An 18221-nucleotide genomic window follows, 5' to 3' on the forward strand; every position below is an offset into this window, starting at 1 on the left:
TGTCGTCCTTGAGGTCTTATTCGGCGGGAACGCTGGCAGCGCCGGAATTGTCCCGGCCCTGGGCGATCAGGGTGCGGCGGGCCAGTGCGTAATTGTCCTCGGCGCCGCCGCGTTTGCTGCGGCGGTCATCCAGGATTGTTTCGACCGCGTCAAGCTGGCCTGCGCGCAGGCCCGCATCAATGGTTATCCGTTCAAAAACATCGCGCTGCGCGTGACTGCCGCCGGCCAGCTGCATAGTACCGCGGGCAGCCGACAGATGCGCGAACGCCGATTTGTAATTGCCCTCGCCAAAGGCTTCCAGCCCGTCGGCGGCAGCACAGCCGGGGTTGCCCATACGGTCGCAAGCCTCCGAGCCGCCCTTTTCGGCGTCAGCATGGATGCGCTGCACCATCTTGTGGGCATCTTCCTTGCGGTGGCCGGTCAGCGCCAGCAAATAATGCAGATCAGCAAAGATCAGGCTGCCGTCTTCAGTGCGGTTGGCGCAAAGTTCCGACAGCTCCTCCCAGCGGGCGCCGACGTCGACACCTTCCAGTTCCAGCCGGACCAGCAGCGAGGTGGCGTTGGAAATGTCGCGGTAGTCGTCGGTTTTGTCTTTGCGCACTTCGGTATCATAAAGCGCAATGGCCTCGTCCATCTGGCCCAGGTCCAGATGCATCAGCGCCTTGTGCCACCAGACGTGGTAGCGGAAATTGTTGCAATGGGCCCAGGCTTCCTCGCGGCCGTGCAGCCATTCGAGGCCGGATTTGGCGTTGCCGGTCATGTCATGCACATGCGCCACGGCGTGCAGGCCCCAGGCATCGTCCGGCGCCATCCACAGGGCCTGACGGCCGGCATTGGCGGCGCGCTCGTAATCGCCGGTTTCCTCCAGGGCGAATGAGTGGCAGCCCAGGAGGTAGCCGCGGCCGGCGTGGTCAGGAGCATAGGCCGGCATCACCCGTTCGATTGAGGCACGCATGCCTTCGGGATCGCCCATGATGAAGCGGATGCCGTGGCTGAGCTTCATCGCCAGCGTGTCCTGCGGGAAGACGTCCAGCACTTCTTCCATCCGGCGGATCGCCTGGCTGGGCTGCCCGGCCAGCCAGTTTTCAAGTGCGTCGACATATTTGCGCTCGCGCGGCAGGGCACCTTCATAAAAGGACTTGGCGTCGCGCAGGGCTTCCTGTGCGGTCGGCAGCAGCTCGCGGCGGCCCAGCATCAAGAGCGACAGCCCCTTGATCGCATGGGCCAGGGCAAAATCCGGCGCTGCCTTCAGCACCGCGCCCAGATGATCGGCCGTCACGGCAGCATGGGCCAGAACACCCAACTGAACCGCATTCCAATCCTGCAGCGCGGCTGCATCGGTCAGGCTGCTGTCTTGGCCGAAGATATCATGCGTCATGGGAGTCCAATCTTTGTTCTGATTATGAAAGCGGTTTCCGTGTCCTGCTGAAGATTAGATCATCAGATTGGTGCCGGCGAACCCCGCTCGCGCTTTGGTGATGGCCTGTGTGTGTTTGGCGGTAAATTTCGCCGGATGTGTAAGATTTCCGTCGAAATTTCTGCAACAGGAATGGTTAACGGGCGGCGAAACCACCACCGGTTTGGCGGTGATTTGCCGGAAATTGTAACACTTGGCGGAAAGCTGCCGTGTTTTAGGGGCTTAGCCGGTCCCGAAGGGGGCATCCGCGCCCAGAATCTCTTCCGTTCCTTCACCGCAGCGGGGCGGTGCGTGCCGGTATGTTACAGGCGTGCGGGAGAAATTCAGCGGGTTGCCCAGGAGTTTCACCGGGCCTGCCGCAGTTTCCATCGGGATGGACATCTCGCGGGCCTCGACCTGATCAGTGGCAAACAGCGTTTCCAGATTCTGCACCGGTCCAGCGGGCACCTTGCGGGCCTCCATCGCCGCGAGCATTTCATCCGTGGAGTAGCGCTGCACGGTGGGGATGAGGACGGCGTTCAGCGCATCGCGGTTTTGCAGCCGGGCAGGGTTGGTGGCAAAGCGCGGATCCCCGGCCAGTCCTTCCAGCTTCAGGAACTCCATGAAGCGCTGGAATTGGCTGTCATTGCCCACTGCCAGGATCACATGGCCGTCTGATGTTTCATAGACGCCATAGGGCATGATGCTGGGGTGCTCATTGCCGCGGCGTTTTGGGATGCTGCCGGTGTTCAGATAAGCAACGCCTTCGTTGATCAGCCAGGCGATCTGCGCGTCGACCAGGGCGAGGTCGATCTGCTGGCCCTCACCGGTTTTTTCGCGGTGATGCAGGGCAGAGAGGATGCCGATACAGGCATACATGCCGCACATCACGTCGGCGATTCCGACGCCGGCCTTCATCGGTTGGCCCTCGGGCTCGCCGGTCAGGGACATGATGCCGCCAAACCCCTGGGCCATGATGTCATAGCCGGGCTTGTGGCTGTTGGGGCCGGTCTGGCCGTAGCCGGAGATCGAACAGTAGATCAGGCCGGGCAGATCGTCCTTGAGGCTGGCATAGTCCAGCCCGTATTTGGCCAGCCCGCCGGGTTTGAAGTTTTCGATCAGGATATCGGCCTCAGACGCCAGGCGGCGGATGGCCTGCTGGCCTTCTTCCGTAGCGATATCGATGGCGACCGAACGCTTGTTGCGGTTGGCGGACATGAAGTAGGCCGAGAGGTCGGATTGCTGGCCTCCCGCGTCCACCACATAGGGCGGTCCCCATTGCCTTGTGTCATCGCCGCCGGTCTTGGGGTTTTCTACCTTGATCACCGTGGCGCCAAGGTCGCCCAGAAGCTGAGTGCAGGTAGGGCCTGCCAGAATGCGCGAGAGGTCCAGGACCTTGACGCCCTTCAGCGCGCCATGGGGGAGAAGATCAGATCCGGCCATCATAGCCTCCGCGTTCGATCACTGCCGAGATGACGGTGAATTTATCTGATTTCATGGCCTCTTGCAGGGCGGTGCGCAGCTCGGTTTGGCTGGTGACGGTCACCCCGTTGCCACCGAATGCTCGGCCCATGGCAGCAAAGTCATGCTCGGCAAAGTCGACACCGCCATTGGCCAGCTGGCGCTGGCGCTGTTTCAGCTCGATCAGCGCAAGGCTGGCATCGGCAAAGACTACGAAAATGGGTGCCACTCCCAACTCGGCAGCGGTAGACAGCTCGCCTGCGACCATCAGGAAGCCGGCATCGCCCGAAAAGCTGACCACCGGCCGCTCCGGCTGCGCCAGCTTGCGCCCGATCGCCATCGGCACCGCGCAGCCCATGGTGCAGAGCGCCGAGGACTGGATCAGCCCGCGCGGTTCCTGGCAGCCCCACATCTGGCTGAGCAGGATCCGGTGCGCGCCGCTGTCGGCGGTGGCCAGCGTCTCGGGCGGCAGGGTGGCGCGGCATTCGGCGATGACGCCAGCCGGGCTCCAGGTGCTGTCCTGCGGGAAGGCTTCGGCCAAGGCAGCTTTGACGGCGATGGGGCGGCCATTGTCCCAAGTCTCACGTGCCGGGGTGCCTAGCGAGAGCGCATCCACTGTGGGGGCAATCGCAGTCAGGAAGTTCAGACCCGCCTGATGCATGTAGTGGGTGTTGGCCTCGGGCGCGATGTCGATGACGTTCTGGGTTTCCACGTCCCAGACGTTGCGCCAGCCGGGCCGCATCTCAATCGGGTCGTATCCGATGGAAAGCACCAGATCCGCCTCCTGCACCAGCGGGAGCAGGTGCTTGTCGGCCAGCGGCGACAGGCCCGCTCCGCCCAGGCAGAGGGGGTGGTGCTCGGGGATGATCCCCTTGGCCTTGTAGCTGGTGATGAACGGGATCTGATGTTTCTCGACAAATGCGCGGATAGCGGGCCCGGCATTTTCCTGCAGCGCATCAAGGCCGATCACCGCCACTGGCCGCGCCGAGGCCGCCAGCCAGGCACGCGCCTGCGCCAATGCTTCGCCGCTTGGCGCGCTTGCACTTGCAGGCGCGCGGCGGATGCCCCGCTCCCTGGCCGGCGCGTCTGCGGTTGAGATTGGCACGTCGATATGAACCGGCCCGTTGCGCGGTTCAGTTGCAATGGCAACAGCCTTGTCGGCGATCAGGTCAGCCGCTTCAGCGTCCAGCCGGAAGGTGGCCTTGGTGATCGGCGTGAAGACAGCGCGGTGGTCGAGCACCTGATGGGTGTAGCTTTGCTCCTCGGCGGCATCGACGCAGCCGGTCAGCACCAGCATCGGCACCCGGTCCTGATGGGCGTTGGCCACCACATTGATGCCGTTCAGCGCGCCAGGCCCAAGGGTTGCGACCAGAATGACCGGCGCGCCATCGGCATGATGCACACCTTCGCCGATAAAGCCCGCGCAGTTTTCATGCTTGGCCAGATGAAAAGCGATGCCTGCCTTGGTGAGCGCATCCACCAGGGTCAGCACCTCGCCGCCGGGCATGCCGAATGCATGGCGGCAGCCCGCCTCGTAAAGCCGCCGGGCCAGAACGTCAGCCGCACGCAAGGGTTCTGTCATCTTGTCTGTCCAATCCGTTGATTTGCCGCCAGATTGCCGAGGCTGTGCGCGCGCGCAAGCCCTCTCACGCCAGTGTGAGAATTGCTGCGGCGGAATTTGGCGCAAATGAGGGGATTAGGTATTTGAGACCAGAAAGAAGCGGCAAGGGTTATTTCCGGGCCCGCTCGGCGATCAGTGCAAAGCGGCGGTCAAGCTGGGCCGCCAGATTTACCAGCTCTTCGCCGCCTTCGCCGGCGTAAGGCGCAAAGACAAAGGAGGGCAGCTTGTAGGCCAGAGTGGCGCTGCCGTCCGCTTCTTCGGTCACATATATGCGGACCGGGGCTTCGATCATCGCAGCGGTGGAGAGCGCCAGGATTTTCACAGCGAAGTCATTGTTGAAGAGGCCAATCACCCGGTTGCCGGGGATGGTGATGCCGCGGGCGGCGGCGGCCTTGGTCGGGCCTGCCTGCGTAACCACGCCCATGCCTTCGGCCTTGGCGGCGGTTCTGACATCCTGGATCAGCTGTTCATAGGTCTTGGAGGTTTCATGCACTGCCCAGCCATCACGCGGCGCGATGTTTCCTGCGGCCGCGGCAGAGGCTGCCAGGGCAAGAACGGCTGTCAGGCGCTTGAAATACATGCAATGTCTCCGGTTTGCTTGGGTCCTTGTTTAAGCCAAGCAGGCCGGGCGGTGTTTCACAATCCTGTGCGGCAAGCGGCAATCCGCCCGCCAGGGCTGAAGCCTGCGCGTGCCCCGAACGGGGCGCGCTCCGCCTGATAACAGCGGATTTCGGTTCAGATGGCGATCTTGCCGCCGCCCTTGCGGGTCACGGCAACAACCGAGGGCCGGGGCGGCATGTTCGGGTCGAAATCCGGCCAGCGGGTGGCGGGGTCCTCGAAGGTCGAGGCGCGCTCAAAGCCTTTCAGCGCCTTAGTCCCGTCTGTTCCGGGGTGCTGCACCGCCAGAAACAGGGTTTCCCCGTCCGGCGTAAAAACCGGTCCGCAGAGTTCGCCGCCGGCCGGGCAGCGGAAGAACAGCTTGGAGTGGCCGCGCAGAACGCCTTCGGTCTCGACTCCGTAAAGCCCGTCCGATTTGCCGGTCTTGCCCCATTTGCTGCCCTGGTCGGTGGCGACCCACAGGCGCCCGTCCGCGTCAAAGGCGCAGTTGTCCGGCGAGGCGAACCAGCCGTTTTCCGACGTTTCCGGGTTCCACTCGGCTCCAACCCCGGCAATTTGCGGATCGCCGCATTTCACCAGGATCGACCAGGTGCCCTTCGTGGCTGCATGGTCGCCGCCGTCTTCTTTGATCTCGATGATATGGCCAAAGGCTGATTTTGCGCGCGGATTGGCTGCATCCAGCTGCGATGCGCCGCGGCGTGTGTTGTTGGTCAGCATGATATAGGCGGTGCCGTCGCCGCGCGGCTGGGCATCTTCCGGGCGGTCCATTGGAGTGGCGCCCAGGGCATCGGCCGCAAGCCGCGCGTCGATCAGAACATCCGCTTGGCTTGCAAAACCGTTTTCGGCTGTCAGCGGCCCTGTGCCATGCACCAGCGGCAGCCAGTGGACTGTGCCGCCCTCGTCGAACCGGGCCACGTACAGGGTGCCGTCGCTCAGCAACTTGGAGTTGGCGGCCGGGTCCTTTGAAACCGTGCCGGCGGAGACGTATTTGTACTGGTATTCGAACCGCGCGTCGTCACCCATGTAGACCACCAAACGGCCTTCCTTCGAAGTGGTGGTTTCAGCACCTTCATGGCGGAAACGGCCAAGTGCGGTATGTTTCACCGGCATGGCCGCCGGATCGCGCGGGTCCACCTCGACGACCCAGCCAAAGCGGTTCAGCTCATTGGGTTCCTTGTCGATGTTGAAGCGGCCGTGGAATTTGCCCCAGGCATACCAGAGCCCCGGTGCGCCGTAGCGTTTCATCTGCGCAGCCTCGGGCTGGTCCGACAGATCCGGCTTTCCGTCCGCATCCAGCTTGTCTGTCCAGAAATAGCCGTGGAAATTCTCTTCGGCCATCAGCCATGTGCCCCAGGGCGTCATGCCGCCGGCACAATTATTGAGCGTGCCGAGAACGCGGGTGCCCGAAGGGTCTTCGCTGGTTTGCAGCCTGGCATGGCCGGCCGCCGGACCGTCCAGGGTCATCGCGGTGGTCAGCGGTGTGATGCGCCGGTTCATAGGGCTGTTCAGGACTACGGCCCATTTGCCGTCCGCGCCGCGGATGATCTCTGCAACAGTGCCGCCATGCGCGGCCATCTCGATATCCGCCAGCTCTTTGGTCATGCCGGCGAATTCGGCCTTGTCCTGGCGGCCCAGCCCCGGGAACATCATCTCCTCGTTGGTGTATTCGTGGTTCACGCAGAGAAGCCCGCGGGAGCCGTCGGCGTTCAGCGGCAGGAAGCCAGTGTAATCGTTGTTGTAGCCGAATTGCTGCAACTGCGCTTCGGCGCTTTGATTCATCACGTCGAATTCCGGGGCGTCCGCAACAACCGGATCGCCCCAGCGCAGCAGGATTTCCGCCTCATACCCTTCGGCCACATGATGGGTTTCATCATTTCCCCAGGCCAGTTCATTGAAGGCATAGCGGCTTTCGCGCGCGGCGTTTGCAGCACCGGCCGGGCGCGGCGCGGCGAGGGCCGAGGCACCGAACAAAGCAGCCGAGGCGGAAACGCCGAGCAGGCCCGTCAGCATCTCCCGGCGGCCATAACGGGAGGCAATCACATCGCCAATGGAGCCGCTGAGGCGCGGGTTGGAGGGAATATCATCAAAGGCTTCAAAGGCTTCTGCCTTGTTGCCGGTTTCCGGGTCTTCAATGATCTGCTTGCGGTCCATGGCTGGCTCCAAATTCTCATCAGTCTTTGCCGCAATGCGGCGGACCCGGGTCATCATGGGCAGGCTTGTAACAGATGCATAAAGGTTAATGCTGATTAACTGAATTGTCACATGAGGCGGGCTTTAGGTTCTGCCTGTTTGCAGCCCGGGGGCGCTGCCCCCGGACCCCCGGGATATTTCCCGCCAGAAGAAGAGCAGGCCGTTTCCCCTTTGGGGCAAAGGCAGGTTTGGCGGCCTGTCCCCGCGGGGACAGCGGGTTACTCTGCGGGCCGGAACCCTTCGATGAGCTGGCGCAGGCCGATGGCGGCGCCGGCAAAGATTGCTAGCATGGTGACTGGTGCCGAAACTGCCAGCAGGGAAAAGGCGCTGAGGCCCTGGCCGACGGTGCAGCCCATGGCGATCACCGCGCCTGCGCCCATGATGGCGGCACCGATGATCTGGCGGCGCAGCTCGCGCGGGTCCTCGCAGGCCTCCCAGCGGAAATGGCCTTTGATCAGCGAGCCGATAAAGGCGCCTGTCCAGACCCCGGCGATGGAGCCGACAGCAAAAGACAGCGGGCGCAAGGACCCGGTCATGGTCCAAAGGATGGTCTCGCCCAAGGGGGCAGAGAAGGAATGGGAGACCACCGGCAGCGCCTCGAAGCCTTCGGTGTTGACGTATGTGGTGCCGACCCAGCCCGAGGTGACGGCAATGCCCACGACGGCGGACCAGAACAGGGCTTGTTTGTCCTTGCGGATTTCCGCATTGGCGAGGGAAGCGAAGAGGATCAGTATGCCGGCAGTGACGCCTATTGCGGCCAGCGGCAGCCCGCTCCAGGCGGCGGCGTAGTGGGCCAGGCCCGGGGGGATGTCGGTGGTGACGTCCTGCTGCTCAAAGAAGATGTTTCGCAATGGGGCGAGGGGGCCTGCCAGCACCACGTAGGTTGATACCCCCATCACCAGCACGATCACAAAGCTGCGCAGGTCGCCGCCGCCGAGCCGGGCGATGGCGCCGTACCCGCAGTTGCCGCTGAGCGCCATGCCATAGCCGAACATCAGCCCGCCGAGGATCGAAGCGGCGGGCATCCAGCGGATCGAGAGGTAGAAGGATTGGCCGGCGTCCACCAGCCCAAGACCGATCAGAGAAAAGCTGGTTGTGACGGCCACACCGATCGCCACACCCCACATCCGCATCCTCAGCGAAGAGCCGCCATAGAGCAGGTCTTCGATCGCGCCGAGGGTGCAGAACCGCCCAAGCCGTGCGGCCAGTCCCAGAAGAACACCGCCCAGCAGCCCGAAAAAGGCGGCTAGCTGGTGTTCTGTCAGGAGCTCAAACATTGACTTACTTCAGGTGTTTAGCTGCCATCGTTGCAGAACAGGTCATAGACTGTTTCCAGCATCCGGCGGGGTTTGTCGTCAGCCAGGCGGTAATAGATTGCCTTACCTTCGCGCCGGGGAATGACCAGGCCTTCGAGCCGCAGGCGGGAGAGCTGCTGGGAGACGGCGGCCTGGCGGGCCGACAGGAGCTCCTCCAGCTCGGTCACCGATTTCTCGCCCGAAACCAGGTGGCACAGGATCATCAGGCGGCCCTCGTGGCTGATCGCCTTGAGAAAATTGGAGGCCTTGGTCGCGTTGTCGACCATCTTGTCCATTTCTGCCGGATCCATGTCCGCGGAAAACTGCGGTAGTGCCATCTGTCGTCTCCTGAGCGGCGCGCGGGCGCCGCACTCCTCTTTTTGCCCCGTTCGGGCCGTCAGCTGCCGCCCTGAGTGTGCGTATTATCAACAAACCCTGTATGGGCCGTTAGCAAATCTGCAAGCAAAGGCCAAAAGAAATCTTCGCCCGGGTAGCCTTCGAGCCGGGCCTGTTCCTTGCCGTCCTCAACCACCAGAAAGGTGGGGGTGAACATGACCCTGCGGCTCACCTGCAGGTCATCCGGCAAATTGCGCAGGTCGACCCGGCGCAGCGGGGCGTGCTTGCCTTCGGCCGTTTTGGGGTAGATCGGGGCGATTTCCTCGTCCCAGCGGGCACACCATTCGCAGCCTGGCTGCTCGACCATTACCAGCTCGGCCGCCCAGGCGGGCAGGGCAGTGAGGGTCAGGGCCGCGGCTGCAGCCAGTTGCCGGATCACGCGCATCTATGTCATTCCACCTGTTGACGGGTCTGCATAATACAACATAATTCGAATATGTGAATGACACAAGCCAGGGCCGGATAACGTTCGCGTGGGCCAGGGGGAGGCAATGCTCGAGATTACCTTGTTTAGCGCCTTGATCGCAGGTTTGCTGAGCTTTTTCACCCCCTGCATTCTGCCGATGGTGCCGTTTTACCTCTCGTACATGGGCGGCTTGTCGATGGCGGAATTGCGCGGAGACGGTGCAATAAACGCAGGAGCACAGCGGCGGCTGCTGGTGTCGGCGGTTTGTTTTGCCGCCGGGGTGACCACAGTGTTCATGCTGATGGGCATGGGGGCGACGGCGCTGGGGCAGCTGTTCGGACAGTATCTGGAGGTTCTGTCTTATGGTGCGGCGGCGCTCTTGCTGCTGTTCGGGCTGCATTTCCTGGGCGTGGTAAAGATCCCGCTGCTGTACCGCGAGGCCCGCTTAGAAAGTGCGGCGGAACCCTCGACTGTGCTGGGCGCCTATCTGATGGGGCTGGCCTTTGGCTTTGGCTGGACACCTTGCGTGGGGCCGGCGCTGGCCTCGATCCTGATGATCGCGTCGGGCATGGGCGACATCTGGCGCGGAGGGGTGCTGCTGCTGGTCTACGGGCTGGGGATGACAGCGCCTTTTGTCGTGGCGGCGCTGTTTGCCAAACCGTTTCTGGGGTGGGTGGCGCGGCACCGCACGGCCTTTGCTTGGGTCGAAAAGGGCATGGGCGCGATGCTGGTGCTGTTTGCGGTGCTGATCGCCACCGGCGGGGTGCGGCTGATTGCCGAGGCGATGATCCGCTGGATGCCGGGGTTCAGCTCAATTGGATAAATGAAATGTGGAGGCCAACATGCTGAGAAGTCTTGCGAAAGTGTTAATGACGGCGGTGCTGGCCGTGCCCATGGCCATTCCCTTGTCTGCGGCAGAACTGGGGGATGACGGTCTGCACAAGACCTCTTGGATGCGGGAGACCTTCAAGGATCTGCGCGAGGATCTGGATGAGGCGAATGGCGAGGGCAAACGGCTGGCGCTGATCTTTGAACAGCGTGGCTGCATCTACTGCACCAAGATGCATGAGGAGACCTTTCCCCGGCCGGAAATCAGCCGGTACATCGAAGAGAACTTCTTTGTCGTGCAGCTGAACCTTTATGGCGATGTGGAGGTCACCGATTTCGACGGCCAAGCGCTGCCGGAGAAAGAGATGGCACGCAAATGGGGAGTGCTGTTCACACCGACGATTCTGTTCCTGCCGGAGGAGGTTGCCGAAGAAGCCACAGCCCCCGAAGCGGCGGTAGCGATGATGCCGGGCGCTTTTGGCGCGGGAACCACGCTGGACATGTTTACATGGGTCAATGAAAAGCGGTATGCGCTTGATAACGGGGAAGATTTCCAGCGCTACCACGCGCGGATGATCCAAGAGCGCAATAATGGATCCGCAGACTAGGGGTCCGGCGCACAAAATGCAAAAATTCACAATAATGAATTTGTTGTTGCGTAATGGTCCGGCTGTGGCCTACGGTATGCAGCAACGAAGCAACCGCACACAGATGCGGCAGCCATTGGGAGGATACATGAAGCTTACATCTCTGACACTGGCGCTGAGCCTGGCGGGTGCCGCGGCGATGGCCGGAGAGGTTGCTCCGAAAGCGGTGCAGTACGGCGAATACGGCGAAGTGGCCGCCTCGCTGACCGGGGTTGCCGGGGACGTGGAGAATGGCGCCGTTGTGGTCGGCTCCAAGTCCAAGGGCAACTGCGTGGCCTGCCATCAGCTGAGCGCGCTGGCGGATGTGCCGTTCCATGGCGAGATCGGCCCGTCGCTGGACGGCGCAGGCGACCGCTGGAGCGAGGAAGAGCTGCGCGGCCTGGTGGCCAATGCCAAGATGACATTTGAGGGCACCATGATGCCGGCCTTCTACAAGGTCGACGGCTTCACCCGCCCGGGCGACGCCTATACCGGCAAGGCCGGGGCCGAGCCGCTGCCGCCGATCCTGACGGCGCAGGAGATCGAGGATGTGGTCGCGTTCCTCGCGACGCTGAAAGAAGAGTGAGGCGCGGGCCGGGCCTCGCGTCCGGTGCTGCAGCCTGTGTGAATGAATAGGAGAGATATGATGGAGTTCTCACGCCGTGAGACCCTGGCCCTGGGCCTGGGCGCTGCCGTGGTAACCGTGCTGCCGTTCCAGGTGAACGCCGCAGCAGACGACCGGATCGCTGCCTTTACCGGCGGTGCCGATATGGCCGAGGGCGGCGTCACCCTGAACGCGCCCGAGATTGCCGAGAACGGCAATACTGTTCCGATCTCGGTTGAGGCGCCTGGCGCCACCGCGATCCTGGTGCTGGCCACCGGCAACCCGGAACCCGGTGTGGCGACCTTCAACTTCGGCCCCGGTGCGGCGCAGCAGTCGGCCTCGACCCGGATCCGCCTTGCGGGCACCCAGGACGTTGTTGCGGTGGCCAAGCTGGCCGATGGCTCTTTCGCCAAGGCAAGCGCCACCGTCAAAGTGACCATCGGCGGCTGCGGCGGCTGAGGCTGCCTGCTCCCTGAACGGAATTCTTAAGGAGAATTAAAGACATGGCATCCGGTGTTAAACCCCGCGTCAAGGTCCCGAAAACCGCTGCTGCCGGCGATACGGTCACCATCAAGACCCTGATCAGCCACAAGATGGAAAGCGGCCAGCGCAAGGATAAGGAAGGCAACCTGATCCCGCGCTCGATCATCAACCGCTTCACCTGCGCCTTCAACGGCGAGACCGTGCTGGACGTGGCGATGGAGCCCGCGATCTCCACCAACCCCTATTTCGAGTTCGACGCTGTCGTGCCGGAAGCCGGTGAATTTGTCTTCACCTGGTATGACGACGACGGCTCGGTCTACGACACCAAGAAAAAAATCGCCATCGGCTGATCCGTTCCGGATCTTTAGGCACGCGTTCTGTCCGGTTTGCGCCGGGCAGAGCAGGCACCCAAGGGAGGACAGGGAATGAACAAGAAGGCAATCACAGCAATTGCCGCCGTGCTGGCGCTGCCTATGGCAGCAGGTGCAGGCCCCGATGACGACACGCTGGTGGTCAACGAGGAAATCGAGATGGTCACCAAGGCCGCCGCACCTGCGCATATCGCGGATGTGATGGACGAGGTGATGTCGGGCTGGCACTTCCGCAAGGATGAAACCCAGGCCCTGCAGATGGACGACTTTGAAAACCCGGCGATGATCTTTGTCGATCAGGCCCTGGATGCTTGGAGCACTGTCGAAGGCTCCGAGGGCAAGTCCTGCGCTTCCTGCCACGATGATGTCGAGGAAAGCATGAAAGGCGTGCGCGCGGTCTATCCTAAATGGAGCGAGGCCGCCGGTGAAGTCCGCACCCTGAACATGCAGATCAACGACTGCCGCGAAAACCACATGGGTGCCGAGAAGTGGAAGTACACAGGCGGCAAGATGTCGGCGATGGAAGCGCTGATCTCGGTCCAGTCGCGCGGTATGCCGGTGGATGTGGCCATCGACGGCCCGGCCCAGTCGACCTGGGAGAAGGGCAAGGAGATGTATTACACCCGCACCGGCCAGCTGGAGCTGTCTTGTGCGAACTGCCATGAAGACAACTATGGCAACATGATCCGCGCCGACCACCTGAGCCAGGGCCAGATCAACGGCTTCCCGGTCTACCGCTTGAAGAACACCAAGCTGAATACCGCCCATGCGCGCTTCAAGGGCTGCGTGCGCGACACCCGCGCCGAGACCTACAAGCCGGGTTCGGCGGACTTCGTGGCGCTGGAGCTCTATGTGGCCTCGCGCGGCAACGGGCTGTCGGTCGAAGCACCCTCTGTCCGCAACTGATCTTTGCGCCCCGCGCCTGTTGACAGGCGCGGGGCGTGTCTCTTTTGAAACATTCATTTGTGCGAATATGTCGCGCAAGCACACAGGATACCGGTACACATGATCTCGCGCCGCGATTTTCTGCAGGTTTCCATGGCCGCCTCGGCCATGGTGGGGGCGTCAGGCTTTGGCAACTGGGCGCGGCTGGCTGCGCAGCAGTCGCTGACCCAGGACCAGCTTCTGGAGTTTGACACCTTCGGCAACATCAGCCTGATCCATGTGACTGATATTCATGGGCAATTGAAGCCGATCTATTTCCGCGAGCCGTCGATCAATCTGGGTGTCGGCGGCAACAAGGGCCATGTGCCGCATATCACCGGCGCCGACTTCCGCAAGGCTTATGGCATCGCTGACGGCAGCCCTTCGGCCTATGCGCTGACCTATGATGACTTCTCGTCGCTCGCCAAGGGCTATGGCCGCGTCGGCGGGCTGGACCGGATGGCAACGATCATCAACGCCATCCGCGCCGACCGCCCCGATGCGCTGCTGTTTGACGGCGGCGACACCTGGCACGGCTCCTACACCTGCCATCACACGGCAGGCCAGGACATGGTCAATGTGATGAACGCGCTGAAACCGGATGCGATGACCTTCCACTGGGAGTTCACTCTGGGCTCTGAGCGGGTCAATGAGATCGTCGAGGGCCTGCCTTTTGCGGCGCTTGGCCAGAACATCTTTGACGCCGAGTGGGACGAGCCGGCCGAACTGTTCAAACCCTACAAGTTCTTCGAACGCGGCGGTGCCAAGGTGGCGGTAATCGGCCAGGCCTTCCCCTATATGCCGATTGCCAACCCGGGCTGGATGTTCCCGGAGTATTCGTTCGGTATCCGCGATGAGAACATGCAGGCGATGGTGGATGAGGTGCGCGCGGCCGGCGCAGATCTGCTGGTGGTGCTCAGCCACAACGGCTTTGACGTCGACAAGAAGATGGCCGGCAAGGTGCAGGGGATTGACGTGATCCTGTCGGGCCACACCCATGACGCGCTGCCCGAGCCGGTCCTGGTGGGCAAAACCCATATCATTGCTTCTGGGTCTAATGGCAAATTTGTCTCCCGTGTTGATTTGGATGTGCGCGACGGCCAGCTGATGGGGCTGCGGCACAAGCTGATCCCGGTGTTCTCGGATGTGATCGCGCCGGACCCGGCAGTGGCGCAGCTGATTGATGCGGAGCGCGCGCCCTTTAAGGCGCAGCTGGAGGAGGTGATCGGCCAGACCGATACGCTGCTCTACCGCCGCGGCAACTTCAACGGCACCTGGGACGACCTGATCTGCGATGCGCTGCTGAGCGAGCGGGAGGCGGATATTGCCATGTCGCCGGGCGTGCGCTGGGGACCGTCGCTGGTGCCGGGCGACAATATCACCCGCGAGGATATCTGGAACGTGACCTCGATGTCTTACGGGCAGGCCTACCGGTCGGAGATGACCGGCGAGTTCATCAAAGTGATCCTTGAGGATGTAGCCGACAACATCTTCAACCCGGACCCCTATTACCAGCAGGGCGGCGACATGGTGCGGATCGGCGGCATGGGTTACCGGATCGACATCACCAAGCCGCAAGGCGAGCGGATCACCGATATGACGCTTCTGAAGACCGGCGAGGCGATCGATCCGGCGAAATCCTACGTCGTGGCCGGCTGGGCCAGCGTGAACGAGGGCACCGAAGGGCCGATGATCTGGGATGTGGTCGAGGATCATATCCGCAAGCTTGGCACCGTGACCCTGAACCCGAACACTTCCGTGCAGGTGGCAGGCGCTTAAGCGGCGCCCGCCCCGGCGGGGCAGGACAATCTTCCCCTGACGGGGAACCGTAAAAAATTTTGCTCAGTTGAATTCACGAAAGTGAATTTATCGATATAAGGAGGCAAAGAAAGATGAGTGATGACGCCAAGAGCCTGGCGCCCTCGCGCCGCCAGTTCCTGACCGGAGCGGCGGCTGCCGGGGCAGGGGCTGTTGCCGCCGGTGCCGCTAAGGCGGCCACGCCCGATCCGCTGATTACAGAAGTGCAGGAATGGGCCTCAGGCCTCGGCGAGGGTGTGGATGCCACGCCTTACGGCATGCCGATCCAATACGAGGGCGACGTGGTGCGCCGCAACGTGGAGTGGCTGACGGCGGACACCATCAGCTCGATCAACTTCACCCCGATCCACGCGCTGGACGGCACAATCACGCCGCAGGGCTGTGCCTTTGAGCGCCACCATTCGGGCGCCATCGAGCTGCGCAAGGAAGACTACCGGCTGATGATAAACGGGCTGGTCGAGACGCCGCTGGTGTTCACCTATGAAGACCTGGAGCGCTTCCCGCGCGAAAACCGCGTTTATTTCTGCGAATGCGCCGCGAACTCAGGCATGGAATGGGCCGGTGCGCAGCTGAACGGCGCGCAGTTCACCCATGGAATGATCCACAATATGGAATACTCCGGCGTGTCGCTGCGGACGCTGCTGGAAGAGGCCGGCGTCAGCCCCGAGGGCAAGTGGGTCTATGTGGAGGGTGCGGATGCGTCTTCGAACGGGCGCTCGATCCCGCTGGAAAAGGCGATGGACGACGTGCTGGTCGCCTTCAAGGCCAACGGCGAGGCGCTGCGCAAGGAGCATGGCTATCCGGTGCGGCTGGTGGTGCCGGGCTGGGAAGGCAACATGTGGGTCAAATGGCTGCGCCGGGTTGAGGTCATGGACCAGCCGGTTGAAAGCCGCGAGGAGACTTCGAAATATACCGACACGCTGGCCAACGGCGTCAGTCGCAAGTGGACCTGGGAGATGGATGCGAAATCCGTTGTCACCAGCCCCAGCCCGCAGGCGCCGATCAAACATGGGCCGGGGCCGCTGGTGATCACCGGGCTGGCCTGGTCGGGGCGTGGTGCGGTTACCGGCGTGGATGTCTCGCTGGACGGTGGCAAGAGCTGGCAGGAGGCGCGGCTGGCCGCGCCTGGCACTGACAAGGCGCTGACGCGGTTCTACCTGGACATCAATTGGGACGGTTCCGAGATGCTGCTGCAAGCCCGTGCCAAGGATTCCACCGGTTACGTCCAGCCTTCCAAGGCGCAGCTGCGCGAGGTGCGCGGCTTGAATTCGATCTATCACAACAACGCCATCCAGACCTGGTGGGTCAAGGCTAACGGGGAGGCGGAAAATGTCGAAGTATCTTAATGGGGTGAAAATGGGCGTTGAGGGCAGCTCCCGTCCGCGGGCGGAAAGCGTAGCGCCCGCCCGGGGGGGCGGACGGGCGCTGCCCGGCCTTTCGGCCGGGCGGTACGTTGTTGCAGCTGCTATTTTTTCTTTGGCAGTTGTTTCACCGGCGGCTGCAGAGAAGTTCGGCCTGGGCCGTCCTGCACTGCCGGAGGAAATTGCCGCCTGGGATCTGGATGTGGCCCCCGATGGCACCGGCCTGCCCGCAGGCTCGGGCGATGTGTTCACCGGCGAAGAGGTCTTTGCCGAGAAATGCGCCGTTTGCCACGGCGACTTTGCCGAAGGTGTCGGCAATTGGCCCAAGCTCGCGGGCGGGCAGGACACGCTGGACCATGACGATCCGCTGAAGACAGTGGGCAGCTACTGGCCGTATCTCTCGACCACCTGGGACTATGTGAACCGCTCGATGCCGTTTGGCGATGCGCAGTCTCTGACCGCGGACGAGGTTTATGCTATTGTGGCTTATATCCTCTATTCCAACGATCTGGTGGATGACGAGTTCGTATTGTCGGACGGGACTTTTGCAGATGTGGAGCTGCCCAATGCGGAAGGCTTCATCCTGGATGACCGGCTGGAGGCGGAGAAGCACTTCTGGAACCCGGAGCCGTGCATGGAGAACTGCAAGGACGACGTCGAGATCACCATGCGCGCCATGGTGCTGGACGTGACGCCGGAGGAAGAGAGCGCCGCGGCTTCGGGTGATGCCGCGCCGGTTGAGGAGGCGGAGGAGCCTGTCGAAGTGGCAGCTGTTCTAGACCCGGAACTGGTGGCGAAAGGTGAGAAGACCTTTAAGAAGTGCAAGGCCTGCCACCAGGTCGGCGACGGGGCCAAGTCCAAGACCGGGCCCATCCTGAACGGCATCATCGGAGCGCCTGCCGGCTACGTGGAGGGGTTCCGTTACTCCAAGGCGATGAAGGCTGCGGCCGAAGGCGGGCTGGTCTGGGATGAGGCCGAACTGGCGGCCTTTCTGGCGAAACCGAAGAAATACATGAAGGGGACCAAGATGTCCTTTGCAGGACTGAAGAAGGAAGGGGACATCGAGGCGGTGATTGCCTACCTCAAGTCCTATTCCCAGTAACATGCAGCGCCGTCTGGCGTTGGTTATCCCGGTCTGGGCTGCGCTGGCAGGCGCGGCCCAGGCCAGCGAGGGCGCCGTGCCGATCGGCGATCCAGAGCGGGGCGAAAACGTGTTTGAGCAATGCGCGTCCTGCCATGAGGTCGGGCCAGGGGCCCGCCACAAGAACGGGCCGCTGCTGAACGGGGTTTTCGGCCGCAAGGTGGCGCAGTTCGAGGATTTCAAGTATTCCAATAGCATCGTGCGTGCCCGCAAGGACGGGATGGTCTGGGACTTGGAGCATCTGGACGCCTATCTGGAAAACCCTAAGGCGCTGGTGAGCGGCACGCGGATGGCCTTCCGCGGCCTCAAGGAACCGCAGGACCGCCGGGATGTGCTGGCATACTTGCGCCGGTTCTCGGACAACCCGCAGGACATACCGGAGGCCGAGCCGACTGTGCGCAAGGTTGAAGTGGCGCTGCCGCCTGAGACGCTCGCCATTGTGGGGGACCGGGACTATGGCGAGTATCTCTCAAGCGAATGCACCACCTGCCACCAGACCGACGGGGATTATGATGGCATCCCTTCGGTCATCGGCTGGCCGAATGAGGACTTTGTCATCGCCATGCACGCCTACAAACGCAAGATCCGGCCCCATCCGGTGATGCAGATGATGGCGGGGCGGTTGTCGGACGAGGAGATCGCAGCACTGGCCGCGTATTTTGGTGCGCTGGAGTGATCTCCG

At 62.6% G+C, this 18221-nt stretch carries 18 protein-coding genes; 10 read left to right on the forward strand and 8 right to left on the reverse strand.

Annotation, left to right across the window (positions count from 1 at the left end; genetic code table 11):
• Positions 1-16 precede the first annotated feature (16 nt).
• The 8 genes from RA19_RS19620 to RA19_RS19655 all read right to left on the reverse strand — a co-directional run bounded on the left by RA19_RS19620 (position 17) and on the right by RA19_RS19655 (position 9362).
• A complete protein-coding gene (locus tag RA19_RS19620) occupies positions 17-1378 on the reverse strand; it encodes a tetratricopeptide repeat protein (RefSeq protein ID WP_039165944.1) in 1362 nt (453 codons plus the stop codon).
• Between the two features lie 261 nt (positions 1379-1639).
• Positions 1640-2842 carry a CoA transferase gene (locus RA19_RS19625; protein WP_152615833.1) on the reverse strand — a complete coding sequence of 401 codons (1203 nt, stop codon included), beginning with the start codon at positions 2840-2842 and terminating at the stop codon, positions 1640-1642.
• Positions 2826-4439 (reverse strand): thiamine pyrophosphate-binding protein, encoded by a 1614-nt coding sequence (locus RA19_RS19630; protein ID WP_039165947.1) that lies wholly within the window; start codon positions 4437-4439, stop codon positions 2826-2828. Before RA19_RS19630 ends, RA19_RS19625 begins: the two co-directional genes overlap by 17 nt.
• A gap of 148 nt (positions 4440-4587) precedes the next feature.
• Positions 4588-5058, reverse strand: a complete 471-nt coding sequence (locus tag RA19_RS19635; RefSeq protein WP_039165948.1) for a DUF302 domain-containing protein — start codon at positions 5056-5058, stop codon at positions 4588-4590.
• Between the two features lie 155 nt (positions 5059-5213).
• Complete coding sequence (locus RA19_RS19640; RefSeq protein ID WP_039166587.1) at positions 5214-7247, reverse strand: PhoX family protein; 2034 nt, start codon at positions 7245-7247, stop codon at positions 5214-5216.
• A gap of 257 nt (positions 7248-7504) precedes the next feature.
• The gene (locus RA19_RS19645) at positions 7505-8563 is read right to left on the reverse strand and encodes a YeeE/YedE family protein (protein WP_039165953.1); all 1059 of its coding nucleotides are present in this window, start codon (positions 8561-8563) and stop codon (positions 7505-7507) included.
• Between the two features lie 17 nt (positions 8564-8580).
• Positions 8581-8919, reverse strand: a complete 339-nt coding sequence (locus tag RA19_RS19650) for an ArsR/SmtB family transcription factor (protein WP_039130344.1) — start codon at positions 8917-8919, stop codon at positions 8581-8583.
• A gap of 59 nt (positions 8920-8978) precedes the next feature.
• On the reverse strand, positions 8979-9362 hold the full coding sequence (locus tag RA19_RS19655) for a hypothetical protein (protein ID WP_039165955.1): 384 nt from the start codon (positions 9360-9362) through the stop codon (positions 8979-8981).
• A 106-nt stretch (positions 9363-9468) separates the two neighbouring features.
• Here RA19_RS19655 and RA19_RS19660 point away from each other — a divergent pair, with 106 nt between their 5' ends.
• The 10 genes from RA19_RS19660 (at position 9469) to RA19_RS19705 (ending at position 18215) form a co-directional block, all read left to right on the forward strand.
• The gene (locus RA19_RS19660) at positions 9469-10206 is read left to right on the forward strand and encodes a cytochrome c biogenesis CcdA family protein (protein WP_039165957.1); all 738 of its coding nucleotides are present in this window, start codon (positions 9469-9471) and stop codon (positions 10204-10206) included.
• Positions 10207-10225: 19 nt separating this feature from the next.
• Positions 10226-10819 carry a thioredoxin family protein gene (locus RA19_RS19665; protein WP_039165961.1) on the forward strand — a complete coding sequence of 198 codons (594 nt, stop codon included), beginning with the start codon at positions 10226-10228 and terminating at the stop codon, positions 10817-10819.
• Between the two features lie 127 nt (positions 10820-10946).
• Positions 10947-11423 (forward strand): sulfur oxidation c-type cytochrome SoxX, encoded by a 477-nt coding sequence (gene soxX / locus RA19_RS19670; RefSeq protein WP_039165964.1) that lies wholly within the window; start codon positions 10947-10949, stop codon positions 11421-11423.
• A gap of 60 nt (positions 11424-11483) precedes the next feature.
• On the forward strand, positions 11484-11900 hold the full coding sequence (gene soxY / locus RA19_RS19675; protein WP_039130332.1) for a thiosulfate oxidation carrier protein SoxY: 417 nt from the start codon (positions 11484-11486) through the stop codon (positions 11898-11900).
• 44 nt (positions 11901-11944) lie between these two features.
• A complete protein-coding gene (soxZ, locus tag RA19_RS19680) occupies positions 11945-12274 on the forward strand; it encodes a thiosulfate oxidation carrier complex protein SoxZ (RefSeq protein WP_039130330.1) in 330 nt (109 codons plus the stop codon).
• Between the two features lie 75 nt (positions 12275-12349).
• Positions 12350-13201 carry a sulfur oxidation c-type cytochrome SoxA gene (gene soxA, locus RA19_RS19685; protein WP_039165966.1) on the forward strand — a complete coding sequence of 284 codons (852 nt, stop codon included), beginning with the start codon at positions 12350-12352 and terminating at the stop codon, positions 13199-13201.
• Positions 13202-13300: 99 nt separating this feature from the next.
• Complete coding sequence (gene soxB / locus RA19_RS19690; protein ID WP_039165970.1) at positions 13301-14998, forward strand: thiosulfohydrolase SoxB; 1698 nt, start codon at positions 13301-13303, stop codon at positions 14996-14998.
• 113 nt (positions 14999-15111) lie between these two features.
• Complete coding sequence (gene soxC, locus RA19_RS19695; protein ID WP_039165972.1) at positions 15112-16383, forward strand: sulfite dehydrogenase; 1272 nt, start codon at positions 15112-15114, stop codon at positions 16381-16383.
• Between the two features lie 130 nt (positions 16384-16513).
• Positions 16514-17500: a c-type cytochrome gene (locus tag RA19_RS19700; RefSeq protein WP_241479109.1), complete on the forward strand. Its 987-nt coding sequence runs from the start codon at positions 16514-16516 to the stop codon at positions 17498-17500.
• Between the two features lies 1 nt (position 17501).
• Entirely contained in the window at positions 17502-18215 is a 714-nt protein-coding gene (locus tag RA19_RS19705) for a c-type cytochrome (protein ID WP_039165974.1), read from the forward strand.
• The last annotated feature ends 6 nt before the right edge of the window (positions 18216-18221 follow it).

Origin of the sequence: Leisingera sp. ANG-M1 (assembly GCF_000813745.1) — a bacterium.
In the GTDB taxonomy this organism is placed as follows: domain Bacteria; phylum Pseudomonadota; class Alphaproteobacteria; order Rhodobacterales; family Rhodobacteraceae; genus Leisingera.